Annotated in this window: 9 protein-coding genes; 5 read left to right on the top strand and 4 right to left on the bottom strand. The window is 38.4% G+C overall.

Annotated elements, in window-relative coordinates:
- The first annotated feature begins 2 nt into the window (after window positions 1-2).
- The 5 genes from CLOAM_RS09630 to meaB all read left to right on the top strand — a co-directional run bounded on the left by CLOAM_RS09630 (window position 3) and on the right by meaB (window position 7,294).
- Entirely contained in the window at window positions 3-140 is a 138-nt protein-coding gene (locus tag CLOAM_RS09630; RefSeq protein WP_157860000.1) for a hypothetical protein, read from the top strand.
- A 420-nt stretch (window positions 141-560) separates the two neighbouring features.
- Window positions 561-1,832 carry a phosphoglycerate kinase gene (locus CLOAM_RS09290; protein WP_015424543.1) on the top strand — a complete coding sequence of 424 codons (1,272 nt, stop codon included), beginning with the start codon at window positions 561-563 and terminating at the stop codon, window positions 1,830-1,832.
- A gap of 332 nt (window positions 1,833-2,164) precedes the next feature.
- Window positions 2,165-4,066 (top strand): methylmalonyl-CoA mutase family protein, encoded by a 1,902-nt coding sequence (locus tag CLOAM_RS03845; protein WP_015424544.1) that lies wholly within the window; start codon window positions 2,165-2,167, stop codon window positions 4,064-4,066.
- Window positions 4,063-6,201 (top strand): methylmalonyl-CoA mutase, encoded by a 2,139-nt coding sequence (gene scpA, locus CLOAM_RS03850; protein WP_015424545.1) that lies wholly within the window; start codon window positions 4,063-4,065, stop codon window positions 6,199-6,201. Before CLOAM_RS03845 ends, scpA begins: the two co-directional genes overlap by 4 nt.
- Window positions 6,194-7,294 carry a methylmalonyl Co-A mutase-associated GTPase MeaB gene (gene meaB, locus CLOAM_RS03855; protein ID WP_015424546.1) on the top strand — a complete coding sequence of 367 codons (1,101 nt, stop codon included), beginning with the start codon at window positions 6,194-6,196 and terminating at the stop codon, window positions 7,292-7,294. The genes scpA and meaB overlap by 8 nt, the downstream gene beginning before the upstream one ends.
- A gap of 208 nt (window positions 7,295-7,502) precedes the next feature.
- Here meaB and CLOAM_RS03860 read toward each other — a convergent pair whose 3' ends face one another.
- The 4 genes from CLOAM_RS03860 to CLOAM_RS03875 form a co-directional block, all read right to left on the bottom strand.
- Window positions 7,503-9,419 (bottom strand): SpoIIE family protein phosphatase, encoded by a 1,917-nt coding sequence (locus CLOAM_RS03860; RefSeq protein WP_015424547.1) that lies wholly within the window; start codon window positions 9,417-9,419, stop codon window positions 7,503-7,505.
- The gene (locus tag CLOAM_RS03865; protein ID WP_015424548.1) at window positions 9,416-10,438 is read right to left on the bottom strand and encodes an ABC transporter substrate-binding protein; all 1,023 of its coding nucleotides are present in this window, start codon (window positions 10,436-10,438) and stop codon (window positions 9,416-9,418) included. The genes CLOAM_RS03860 and CLOAM_RS03865 overlap by 4 nt, the downstream gene beginning before the upstream one ends.
- 572 nt (window positions 10,439-11,010) lie before the next feature.
- Entirely contained in the window at window positions 11,011-12,603 is a 1,593-nt protein-coding gene (locus CLOAM_RS03870; RefSeq protein WP_015424549.1) for a CTP synthase, read from the bottom strand.
- Window positions 12,604-12,615: 12 nt separating this feature from the next.
- A complete protein-coding gene (locus CLOAM_RS03875; protein WP_015424550.1) occupies window positions 12,616-13,860 on the bottom strand; it encodes an aspartate aminotransferase family protein in 1,245 nt (414 codons plus the stop codon).
- Window positions 13,861-14,169: the final 309 nt, after the last annotated feature.

Below are 14,169 nucleotides of genomic sequence, written 5' to 3' on the forward strand. Positions count from 1 at the left end.
TAGTGAAAGCTAAAAGCGGAGGACAGCGTTCCTCCGTTTTTTCTTTCACGCAGATTTCGCAGATTACGCAGATTTTATTTTTGAATGCCAGAGCTGTTGTTTCACGCAGATTTCGCAGATTACGCAGATTTTATTTTTGAATGCCAGAGCCGTTAAGGGATATATATACCACATAAGTTTCTGGCAGGTGAAAGTTAACAAGCGACAAATGTTATCTACCCAAGTGAAATAACTTGTAAGCTCCGTATATTTTAAGTCGTTTTTCCTATTTAATAATCCCTAAAATCCCTTTAATCCTATTCATTCCAGACCTATTATTTTTTTCTCTGTCCCCAGCTCTCAGCCCTATGCTAAATTTATCCTATTAATATTCAAATCTTCAAAGCTTTGTTTTTGCAATCCTCGTTTCTAAAATCAAATCTGTGTAATCAGTGAAATCTGTGAGAGAAATAGCTTGACGAATAACCTCATTTTAAGATATAAATCCAATTTAATAATACAAAACAATACTCTAATCTCTAAAAGTATATAATTAACTATATAAAAAGGAGATACAGGAAATGACCAAGATAGCTAATATGCTGGATGCCGATTTAAAAGGTAAGGTCTGTTTAGTGCGGATGGATCATAATGTAGTTAAAAATGGCATCATCAAGGATACTATGCGCATTGATGCCACAATTCCTACCTTGCTGCATATTTACAAAAAAGGCGGTTTGCCTGTTTTGATGACGCATATAGGCAGACCCTTTGATAAGAAGACGGGTATTATTAACATTTCCGAAGGAGATTCTGTTCTGCCTGTAGTTCAATATTTGGAGAATAAATTCCAACTGCAGGGTCTAATTCCGGATTGTAAAGCGGAAAGCAAGATCGGAATAACGGATATAGCTCCTATCGGCAAAGCTGTTCAGGCACTAAAAAAGGGAGCAGCAGATTTTGTTTATTTGCCTAATATCCGTTGGTTTAAAGGGGAAGAGGCAAAAGATGAAAGTGCAGATATTTTTGCCCAAAGTTTAGCTAACTATGCCGATGTGTATATTAACGATGCTTTCGGTTCCTGGCAGGCGCATAGCAGCACCTATAATATTGCCAAATTTCTTCCCTCTTATGCGGGATTGCTAATGCAGAAAGAAATAGCGAATTTAAATAAGGTGTTTGAGCCCCAGCGTCCTTTTTTGGCTATCGTTGCGGGTGCCAAGTTTGATACTAAAATAGGACCTCTTTCCTCTCTGATAAAAATAGCCGATAAGCTGATTTTAGGAGGGGTAATTTATAATGCGTATCTTTGCAGTAAATATAAAATCCAAATTGAAGGTGTTACAAAAGAAGATATTGAATTTGCCAATAAGTTTATCATTGATAGCAAGGACTACCTTGATAAGATAGTGGAATTGCCTATAATTATAGAAAATGAGGGAATAGAAAAAAGACAGGGGACAAAAGAACTGGAGGTTCAAACCCTCAAGCCGGGAACGAAACTAAATTATGTTCTGGATACAAGCGCTGAAAATTTTACCCGCGAAGAAATTAAAAAGGTATTTCAGGAAGCAGGAACTATCTTTGTGAATGCTGTTATGGGTTTCACAGCTCTTTATCCTGAGGGTTCTATGGCTATGTATTCATTGATTGACCAATGCCCAAAAGCAATCAAACTCTTTGGTGGAGGTGATACAATTCAGGATTTTAAAGAATATCTTCCCGGAATATTTGCCATGGCACAAAATGACCCGAGCTATTATTTCTTCACCGGTGGCGGAGCAATTTTGGATGCTATTCAGCAGGGTTCACCGTATGGAATGAAACCGGTGCAGATGCTGATAAAAGAATGAAGAATGTAAAATGGTAGCACGCAGATTTCGCAGATTTTATTTTTACAAAGAGAATAAGAGGTTCAATGAAAAATGTATAATTAAGATAGGACTGGTATGGAATAATTAGAAGGTGTCTTGTTATTTTATCAAGACCCATTCTATATAATAAATCTCTTAAATCTCTTTAATCCTGTTCATCCCAGACCTATTATCTTTTGTTAATCTGCGTTATCGGCGAAATCTGAGTGCTTATATATTTTCGGTGAATTCGGTGCTTTCGGTGGCTAAAAATAAGATGAATTCATAAACAATAAGGATGTCGTTCATCCTATATAAATAAGGAGAAAATAGTGGACAGTGAAATTAAGTTAAACCTGCTGCAGGAATTTCCTCCTCCCAGTTTTGAGGAATGGCTGCAGGTAGTGCAAGCAGGACTGAAAGGTGCGGACTTTGATAAAGTTCTGAAAACCAAAACCACGGAAGGAATAACCCTGCAACCAATCTATCGTCAAGAAGACATAGAAGGTATTCCTTTTTTAGGAAGCCAACCGGGAAGCAGTCCTTTTGTGCGTGGCAATAATCCCCTCCGTTTTTTAACCGAGGGGTGGTTAATTGCTCAAAACCATACGGAGACAGACCTGAAAATACTAAACCAAAAACTGTTGAAAGAATTGAATCAGGGCTTGACGGCTGTAAATATTACATTGAGTAATAAGAGCTCCACAGAAGGGGTAAAAATACAGAACTTGGCTGATTGGGAAACACTTTTGGAAGGAATAAATCTGCAAGCCGCTCCACTCTTTATGCAATTGGGGATTGAGGATACGGAAATTCTCATAACATTTGTACAATATGCGGTCAAACAAAACATAGAGCTGAAATCCTTGGAGGCAGGCATAGGACTGGATTATATCGGTGAATTGGCAGAAAAAGGTTATCTGCCTTGCACTTTGGCGGATGCGGAGCAGAAATTGGCAGAAATAGTAAAATGGAATGTAGAAAAAATGCCCCGGAACAGGATTATCAGCATAGATACCTCTATTTATGAAGAGGCAGGTGCTTCCAGTGTTCAGGAACTGGCTTTTGCTTTAGCTACTGCAATTTATTATTTAAGACAATTACTGAATTCCGGTTTGACGATAGAGCAGGTAGCACCTTTATTGCAAGTAAAATTAGCTCTTGGTTCCAATTTCTTTATAGAAATAGCCAAAGTGCGAGCTCTGCGTTTACTTTGGGCGGAAATGATTAAGTCCTTCGGTGGGGAAGAGGATAAACAGAAGGTTTGGGTTCACGGGAAGACAGCTAAGTTCAACAAGACAATTTACGACATCTATGTAAATGTGTTAAGAACAACAACCGAGAGCTTTGCCGGGGTTATTGGAGGTGTAGATAGCTTGGAAATTGGCTGTTTTAATGAACTAATCGCTCAGCCGGATGAATTTTCTACCCGTTTAGCAAGAAATCAGCAGATTATTTTAAAAGAAGAGGCACATTTTGATAAAGTGATTGACCCAGCAGGGGGTTGTTACTATATAGAATGGCTAACCAATGAACTGGCAAAAAGTGCCTGGCAACTAATGCAGGAAATTGAAGGCAAAGGTGGAATGCTGGAATATGTGACTAAAGGAGAACTTCATCAGGAAGTTGAAACAATTGTTAGGGAAAGAATAGAAGCAGTGAATAAAAGGAAAAACATCTTTGTGGGCATTAATATGTATGCCAATCCTGAAGAGAAATTGCCTACCTTACAAAGGGATGATAAACCTGTTTCAAAAGAAGATAAAGCTTTTATTCTGAAAGATGGAGCATTACCGAAGCATAGAGCTGTAGAAGAAATAGAATGTTTAAGAAGGCAAATTGAAGCAAGCCAATCCAATAAAAAGATATTTTTGCTGAATCTGGGAACTTTAGCTGACTACAAAGCCAGAGCTGATTTTGCCCTCAATTTCTTTCCTGTGGGTGGTTTGGAAGTTATTTATCCCAATGGCTTTAATACAGTTGAGGAAGCAGTAACAGCAGCAGAAAAATCTGGTGCCAGTGTCTTTTGTATTTGTTCCACGGATGAGAATTATGTTAGCATAGTTCCCGAAATATGTACTAAAATGAAGGGTAAGATATTAATTTTAGCTGGTTATCCAGCAGATAAAATTGAGGAATATAAGCAGGCAGGAATAAATTGTTTTATTCACCTTAAAGCGGATGTGGTATCTACTTTACGGGATTTGGCAAAACAGATGGAGGTGCTAAAATGAAAAACCCCGATTTTCTGCAAATAAATCCCGATTTTAGCGCTCCAGAAAAGCCGAAACCTAAGCTCAATTTCAGCTGGAAAACCAATGAGCAGATAGAAGTGAAACCTCTATATACAAAAGACGATATCATTTCTACGGAACATTTGGATTATTTATCCGGTTTACCGCCTTTTTTAAGAGGTCCCTATCCTACAATGTATATTCAAAGACCTTGGACGATTCGTCAATATGCCGGTTTTTCCACTGCCGAAGAAAGCAATGCCTTTTATCGCAGAAATTTGGCTATGGGACAGAAAGGTCTTTCCATCGCCTTTGATTTACCGACGCATAGGGGTTACGATTCAGACCATCCACGCGTGATTGGAGATGTAGGAAAAGCAGGAGTGGCAGTAGATTCCATTCTGGATATGAAAATCCTTTTTGACCAGATTCCGCTTGATCAGATGAGTGTTTCAATGACAATGAACGGAGCCGTAATTCCGATTATGGCTTTTTATATTGTTGCTGCAGAAGAACAGGGTGTGCCACCCCAGGCATTGAACGGAACTATTCAGAATGATATTTTGAAAGAATATATGGTGAGAAATACTTATATTTATCCTCCAGAACCCTCAATGCGTATAATAGCAGATATTTTAAGCTACACGGCAAAAAATATGCCTAAGTTCAATAGTATCAGCATTTCCGGCTATCATATACATGAAGCGGGAGCAACTGCCGATTTGGAAATGGCTTATACCTTAGCAGACGGTTTAGAATATGTGCGGACAGCTTTGAAAGCCGGATTGGATATAGATGTTATAGCTCCACGTCTTTCCTTCTTTTGGGCAGAAGGAATGAACTATTTTATGGAAGTGGCAAAATTACGTGGTGCCAGAGTTCTTTGGGCAAAAATAATTAAGCAGTTTAACCCTAAAAATCCGAAATCAATGGCTTTAAGAACACATAGCCAAACCTCCGGTTGGAGTTTAACAGAACAAGACCCCTATAATAATATCACCAGAACTTGCATTGAAGCATTAGCCGCTACAATGGGTCATACGCAATCCCTGCATACTAATTCTTTGGATGAAGCAATTGCTTTGCCGACTGATTTTTCTGCCAGAATTGCCAGAAACACACAGCTCTATTTACAAAATGAAACCGGAATTTGCAGAGTGATAGACCCTTGGGCTGGTTCCTATTATGTGGAATTTTTAACCGATGCTTTAATGAAAAGTGCCTGGAAACATATTATAGAAGTGGAAAACCTGGGTGGAATGGCAAAAGCGATTGAAACAGGGCTTCCTAAAATGAGGATCGAAGAAGCAGCTGCCAGAAGGCAGGCAAAGATTGATTCCGGAGCCGATATTATTGTAGGTGTGAATAAATATCCTCCTGAAACCGAAATCCCTATTGAAATTTTGGAAGTGGATAACTCCGCAGTAAGGGATACACAAATTGCCCGTTTGGAAAAATTACGCCGAGAACGCAATAGTGAAGAAGTGGAAAAAGCACTGCAGGCAATTACCAAAAGTGCCGAAACAGGTGAAGGAAACCTTTTGGAACTGGCAATTGATGCAGCCAGAAAAAGAGCTACCTTAGGTGAAATATCCTACGCTATGGAAAAAGTTTGGGGTCGTCACCAGGAAGCCATTCGTTTAATTAATAATGTTTATAGCAGTGAGTACACAAAAATGGATGAAATTGAACAAGTTCGGGTTTTAACCGACAAATTCGCTCAACAGGAAGGCAGAAGACCTCGTATTTTAGTTGCTAAAATGGGTCAGGATGGTCATGATCGTGGTGCTAAAGTAGTAGCTACTGCCTTTGCCGATATGGGTTTTGATGTGGATGTAGGTCCTCTATTTCAGACCCCTGAAGAAACAGCGCGTCAGGCAGTGGAAAATGATGTGCATATAATTGGTATCAGTTCTCTGGCAGGAGGGCATAAAACACTTTTACCCAAGCTGATGGAAGAGCTGAAAAAATATGGCAGGGAAGATATAATGGTAACCGTTGGAGGGGTTATTCCTCCGCAGGATTATGAGTTTCTCTATCAAAATGGTGCCTCTTTTATTTTTGGCCCGGGAACTAAACTGCCTGAATCAGCCAAACAAATTATGGAAAAGCTTTTGGCACGCGGGAATGAGTAAAAAACGCAAACCGGAATGGACGCCTGTTAATAGCGGAAAAGAATTTGCCAGCGAAATAGTGACAGGAACAAAAAAACTGAAAACTAAAACCGCACCTCCGCTTAAAGAAAAGAATTATGACCTGAAAACGCTGGTGAAAGGAGTCCGGGAAGGGAATAGGACTTTACTTGCCAAAGCCATAACTTTAATAGAAAGCAATGCCGAAAAGCACTTTTTACCTGCACAAGAACTGATTAAAGAACTTCTGCCTTATTCCGGAAATTCCATTCGCATTGGCATAACGGGAGTTCCTGGAGCAGGGAAAAGCACTTTTATAGAAAATTTTGGCTTGTATTTAATTGAGCAGGGTCATAAAGTAGCTGTTTTAGCTATAGACCCCAGTTCCACTATCAGCAAAGGTAGTATTTTAGGCGATAAAACAAGGATGGAATTACTTTCCCGTAATCCCAAAAGTTTTATTCGTCCTTCTCCCAGTGCTGGAATTTTAGGTGGAGTAGCCAGAAAAACAAGAGAAACAATTATCCTTTGTGAATCCGCAGGTTATGATGTAATTTTAATTGAAACCGTAGGAGTTGGTCAATCGGAAACTACTGTCCGTTCAATGGTAGATTTCTTTTTACTGATGCAGATTGCAGGTGCGGGCGATGAACTTCAAGGCATTAAAAGAGGGATTATTGAACTGGCGGATTTAATAGTAATCAATAAAGCTGATGGGGATAATATTGCCAGAACGGAACTTGCCAAAAGAGAACTGCAAAATGTTTTGCATTATATCAGAAATTCAACCGAGGGCTGGCAAACCAAAGTAGTTACCTCTTCTGCTTTAAATAAAATTGGTTTAAAGGAAATCTGGGAACTGATAACCGAATTTCAAAAACTTACAAAACAAAGCAGTGTTTTTGCCAAACGCAGAGCACAACAAAACACTCAGTGGTTTGAAAACCTGATTGCGGAGGCAGTTTTGCATCGCTTTTACCAACAGGAAAAAGTGAAGGAATTATTGCCCCGGTTGAAAGAAGAAGTAGCAAAAGGGAAAATGCCGGTAGCATTAGCAGTGGATACTCTTTTGAAAAATGAAAAAAGTGAAGAATGAAGGATAGAACACAGATAAAAGGATTAACTGGATTAGTTAGTTTAATAATTATAATTAAATAATCCGTGTCAATCCGCTACAATCCATTAAATCCGTGTTACTGATTAATCTGCGTTCTATCCCTCACAGATAATACAGATTTTACTTACCTAAAAATAAAATCCAGTTGATCTACTTGTTCCAGTTATCTGCGTTCTATCCCTCATTCTCAATCTTCACTTTTTTTGTAGTCAATCACCAGAATAGTTATATCATCTTTCTGGGGTGTATTTTGTGCAAAACTATGCACATGCTGCAAAATTTGCCTAACGGTTTGTTCCGGATTGGTGGAGCTAAGGTTTTTAATGATATTTTCCAGACCTTTCAATCCCAGAAAATCCTCTGTGGCATTCATTGTTTCGGTTACACCATCGGTTACCAGAATTATTTCCTCACCTTTTTCCAGTTTAATAGTCATAGAACCAATTTCCCTATTGGCAAAAATGCCTAAGGGATAGGAATGGGTTTCGGTAAATATTTTATATGACAAATCCGTTTTTCTGATTATCATTGGGGTGTGTCCTGCGTTGGAAAATTCCAGTTCTCCGTTTTTCAGATTTATTATTCCCAAAAGGGCAGTTACAAAATTGGAAGCGGAGGTTTGTTTACAGAGAAAATTATTCAGGTTTTGCATTATTTCACTTGCAGTGTAGTGATAGGTAGAAACGGTTCTCAAATAGGTGGAGACCATTGTCATAGTCATTGATGCAACAATTCCTTTTCCTGCCACATCGGCTATCACAAAAAGAAAATGGGATTTATCTATAGGAAAGAAATCGTATAAATCACCACCGATATCTCCTGCCGGTTCCAGAATACCATAACAGCGAAGTTCTTTTATTTCGTAGGGCTGAAGTGTATTTTCCGGAATCAGCTTGCGTTGAATTTCGGAAGCAATTTTTACTTCTGTTTCAATACGATTTTTTTCCGCATTGGTAATTTCCAGATTTTTAATATAGTCCTTCAGAGATTCCTGCATTTTCTCAAAAGCCAGAATAAGGCGGTCTATTTCATAGCTATTGCCAGTTTTGGGGAGTTTTGCATCAAAATCACCCTGACCAATTCTTTCAGCTACTTCCGTAAAAAGGCGGATGGGTCTGGAAACGCTTAAAGTTCTATAATAAACAATGAAGGATATAGTGAGAAAGATGATTAGGGAGAAAAGAGTTTGGATAATCAGCAAAAGATTGAGGTCACCCACTACATCTTTGTGAGGTATAATGATTCCTAAAGACCAATTATTCGTTAGCAGGGGGCAATAATACAGCCAGGAATCGCCAAAAACGGCGTTATCCTGTAAGCGCACAAAATCAATATTCCCGTTAATCATTTTTTTGCCGATTTGCCTTAAATTCTTATCATTTGTTGCTTCCGCCAAACTGAAAATGCTTTCATTAAAAGTAAGGGAATCGGCAGGGTGAGTAATAATTGTGCCAATACTGGAAACCAGAAAAGCATAACCGCTATGTTTCAGCTTTAAGGGAGAAACAATTTTTTGCAAAGCGGAGAGCTTTGTATCTAATCGCATAATTCCTACGCAATTACCTTCGGCAAAAAGAGGTAGGCAATAGGAAATAACAGTTTCTTGGGTAGCAGTGGCATCATACCAGGGTTCTGTCCAATATTTACTTTTCAGTTCAAAAGGTATCTGAAACCAATCCAGATATTGATAATCGGCAGGATGCAATTCCTGGTAAACAGCCCGGTTGTGAGAGTGAAAAATAGTGCGGGAATAACCCTCTTGATAATAGGAAGGAGCATAAGCAATAGTTATTGCTTCCAGGGTTTCAAATTCATAAACCCAATCGTGCAGGATAGAATCCAATTTATTTCTTTCAAAATGGTTATAATGGTATAGCGTTAAAATTGTGCGCGAGATATCTACAACATTGGTTAGGCGGCTTTCAATTTGATAGGTTGTTTCATTTGCCAAGTGACTAACTGTTTCTTGAGCATTTTCCATCATTATATGAGAAAAGAGAATTCTGGTTATGCCAATAAACGCTGTAAAAATAAGAAATAGGGAGATAAAGATGAAAACAATTATCTGATATGCCAGTCCGCGTTTTTCTTGTCTTTGTTTCATCGGGGGAAAAAGCTCTTATAGGTCTGTTGGGTTGCGGGTATATTTTGGTCGGTAAGCAGTTTTTTGGCTTTATTAAAATCGCTTTCCTGCAGAATACCTTCCTGATTTTTATGCACCGTAAAATCCTGGCATATTTCCTTTAGCATCCATTTTTGGTGGGGTCTATTTGCCGGAAGATGGTATTGATGCATAACTTCTAAGACAGTGGAGACAGTTTCTTCCTGATTGTTAAGAGCATACAACCAGCCCTGAATTGTGGCAGAGGCAAAATCACGACATTGTTTCGGATGTTTAGTATAAAATTCACGGGTGGTATAAAGTCCATTATCAGCTACATTTAATCCGATATCGGCAAAGGCAACGGAAAATAAATCCTCCGGATCAATTCCCGCTTGTAAAATTTGATGGTATTCATTATAACGCATTACATTCATAACATCTATGCCGTCTTTCAGGAAGAGATTGATAGTGATATCCAAATCCACAATATCCATATTCAGTTTGTTCTGCTGTAAAAAAATCAAGGATAGCAAGCGGTCATCCGTTTTCCACAGTCCAATCTTTTTTCCTTCAAAATCGGGTATGGAATTTATGCCGCGGGATTTTTTCCCCACCAGCATTAAAGAAGTGCGCTGAGTAATTTGTGCCAGGTTTATTAAATTACCGTTTTCGGCATCCCTTTTTACCGCTGTTAATAACGACATCTGCACAATATCACTATAGCCCAGCTGCAAATTTTCGTAGGGAGGATATTGTATTCCGCCAGGTTGGATAATTACATTTAAGCCCTTATTTTGATAAAAACCTTTCTTCTGTGCCATATAAACACCAGCAAATTCGGCTTGAGCTGTCCAGACGGGACGGTAACGAATTGTAAACAGGGAGGACTTTTGGGCTGTATTTGCGGCTTCCGCTTCGGGAATTTCAGGTTGCACATTTGTTTCTTGCTTACAACTTGTGAAAAAGAAAATGGCTATCATCAAAGCTATTAACAGATAGATTATTTGCCTGTTATTCATAAACTTACCTTTCCTCCGATGATTAGCAGAAAGACAATAAATCTCATTTTATGTAACCTCTTACTGTTCAGCTTATGACCCGAACTTTAATCCATCTCATACCTGATTTACTTATATCGCTAATTACTATTTTTTGTCAATAAGAAACAAGCAGAAAAATTGATCTGATTTGTTGATTTATTTCCACTTCTCTCTTCCAACCTGATTTTTAGGCGTTCTTACTCCTTCAGTTAATAACCAAGTAACAACCAAGTAACAACTCCGTAACGGAACTACGGAAGTGTTACGGAAGTGTTACGGAGTCGTTACTTAATCAACTATGTACCAAGCAAATAACTATCAACATTCAACAGGCAAAAGAGTAAAGCAAAAATGAATGATAGAAGGAAGATAAATGGATGAATTGGATTCACCGAACTTTCAGCCACTGAAATTACAGAAAGAAAATAACAACACGCAGATTTCGCAGATAACGCAGTTTTTTATTTTATAATTATCCTGATATTGTAGTCCAGCTGATCCAGTCACTCCAGTTATCTGCGTTCTATTTTATTTCTTTCCTTCTTCCTTCTTCATTTTTTTGCTGCGGCTTTAACGAATTCTCTAAATAGCGGATGCGGATTGATTGGTCTGCTTTTGAACTCCGGATGGAATTGAACTGCCACAAAGAAATCCAATTCAGTGTATTCTACAATTTCTACCAAAAGTCCATCCGGAGATAAACCACTTATTTTAAGTCCTGCTTTTTGTATTACTTCACGATAGTCATTATTGAATTCATAGCGGTGTCTGTGTCTTTCACTGATAGTTTCTGTTTGATAAATCTCAAATGCTTTACTGCCTTTTACTAAATTACATTGATAGGCACCCAAACGCATTGTCCCGCCAACTTTTTCCCGATGTAATTGATCTTCCCTCAAATGGATCACAGGATTGGGAGTAAATTCATCAAATTCAATGCTACTAGCACTCGCTAAATTAGCTAAATTTCTGGCACATTCAATTACGGCTATATGCATTCCGAAACAGATACCCAAATAAGGAATATTATTTTCCCGGGCATATTTGGTAATAGCTATTTTGCCTTCAATACCTCTTACGCCAAAACCACCTGGAACAAGAATTCCTTGAACTCCTTTCAGTTCCTTAGCGATATCTTCTTCCTTAAAATTGCGTTCGCTATCTATCCAGATAATTTCTACCTTTTTTAGTAAAGCGGAACCGGCGTGTAAAAGTGCTTCTCTAATGCTTTTATAGGCATCCTGGTGTTGAATATATTTTCCGCAAACAGCAATTGTAACGGTCTCTTTGGCATTTTTGGTGTTTTCTAAAAACTGCAGCCAGTCCTGCATAATGATTGGTCGCTGTTCTAACTTAAAATGCTGACAGATAATTTCAGGTAAACCTGCTTTTTGAAAATTGAGTGGAATTTCATAAACACAATCCACATCAATGGCATTGATTACATTTTCTCTTGGCACATTGGTAAAGAGGGCAATTTTGTTATAGATTTCTTCAGCAAAAGGTTTTTCACTGCGGCAAAGCAAAATATCCGGTTGAATTCCTATTTCCCGTAATTTATAAGCACTATGTTGTGAGGGCTTAGTTTTCAATTCTCCCGCCGATTTGATGTATGGAACATAAGTTAAAAGAATATACAGCGTGTTGTAATAACCCAGGTCTAAACGCAATTGACGCACTGCTTCCAAAAAAGGCAAACTTTCAATATCACCAACCGTCCCTCCAATTTCTGTAATCACGATGTCATAATCATTTGCTAAACGCTGAATTCTACCCTTTATTTCGTTTGTGATATGCGGAATAACTTGCACTGTCTTGCCTAAATATACACCTTTGCGTTCATTTTCTATCACACTTTCATATATCTGACCTGCAGAATTGCTGGAATATTTGGTTAACGCTTCATCCACAAAACGCTCATAATGCCCCAAATCCAAATCCGTTTCTGCTCCATCATCCGTTACAAAAACCTCGCCATGCTGAAAAGGACTCATTGTTCCTGGGTCAACATTTAAGTAAGGATCAAACTTTTGGAGCACAACTTTATAGCCCATTGATTTTAACAAAAGACCAATGGAAGCGGTGGCAATGCCCTTCCCTAAAGAAGAAAGCACGCCACCCATTACAAATATATATTTTGCCATTTAGCTTATCTCTTATAACATCTTTTTCACTTCGGCAAGGGATTCTCTAATTGCTTCCACCGTGTATGCCAAATCCTCATCCGTATGCCGATAACAAATATAGCCATGATGATAGGGCTGCATAAAAACATTGTGCCTAATTAACTGGGTATAATATTCTGTCCGCAACTTTTTATAAAGCCCCGCCTCATCCTTTTTAAAGGTTATATAAGGCATCCAGGGAGCTCCGGTAAAATTAACAGGCACTCCTGATTCCTCCACTACTTTTTCTACTTCCGCTCCAAACTTTCTTCCTTTTGCGGCAACTACATCCAAAATACGGTCTCTTTCCAAAATTTCTATGGTTTTTATAGCTGCTACGATGCCATCGCTATTGGGGAAAAAGGTTGAGGACAGAAATACCTTATCTGCCAAGACCTGCATATATTCCTCTTTTCCTACTAAAGCTGCAATAGCATAACCATTTGCCATTGCTTTTCCGAAAGTGGATAAATCAGGTGTTACCCCAAATAATTTTTGCGCTCCTCCTAAACTGCAACGGAAACCACTGCGGATTTCATCAAAAATTAACAAACAGTGATATTGATTTGCCAATTCACGCACTGCTTCCAGATAACCCGGTTTCGGCATTTGGACTTCCGCTCCATTAGGATGGCCAATAGGAGTAATAATTATTCCTGCCATATCATCTTTATTGGCTTCCAGAATTGCTTTTAGGGAATCCAAATCGTTGTAATGAAATTCATAAATATCTTCATACAACTTAGGAGGAATTCCACCTTTCACTTCTACGCACCAATCGTGCCAGCCATGATAACCGTAACGCGCTATTTTAGTTTTGCCTGTATAACCGCGCGCCACACGAATAGCAATAGTTGTAGCATCACTGCCTGTTTTTACTAAAGCAGCCATTTCACAACAGGGTATCAGTTCTCTCAGCTTTTTCACCAAAGTGTTTTGCATTTCCTGCGTTAGGGAAAAACAAAAACCCTTGTTCTTAATCTGATTGATAACAGCATCATCAATTTCATCTTCACGGTAACCAATAATAATAGGTCCGTAAGCACAAAGAAAGTCAATGTATTCGTTACCGTCCACATCAACAACTCTGCCGCCCTTTCCGTGATCAAAGAAAATGGGATATTCACCCGGAACAAAATTGTAGGGCCTTCTTATCCCGGCAACGCCTCCGGGAACAAGTTGCTTTGCCTCTTCAAAAAGAGACATACTTCTGGCTAATTTCAATTTTTCTGCCATTTTATATACTCCTTAGTTAAGTTCAAAGTTCAAGGTTCAAAGTTCAAAGTTAACCACGCAGATTTCGCAGATTTAAAAAGATAATAGGTCTGGGATGAACAGGATTAAAGGGATTTAAGGGATTTATAATTTAGAATGGGCTTTAACAAAATAACAAGACACATTCTACTTTTCCTTTTATTCCACACCAGTTCTATCTTATTTATATATTTTTCATTGAACCTCTATTTCTCATTGTAAATTTCATTGAACCTCTATTTCTCATTGTAAATTTCATTGAACCTCTATTTCTCATTGTAAAAAATCTGC

Origin of the sequence: Candidatus Cloacimonas acidaminovorans str. Evry, assembly GCF_000146065.2 — a bacterium.
GTDB classification, from domain to species: domain Bacteria; phylum Cloacimonadota; class Cloacimonadia; order Cloacimonadales; family Cloacimonadaceae; genus Cloacimonas; species Cloacimonas acidaminivorans.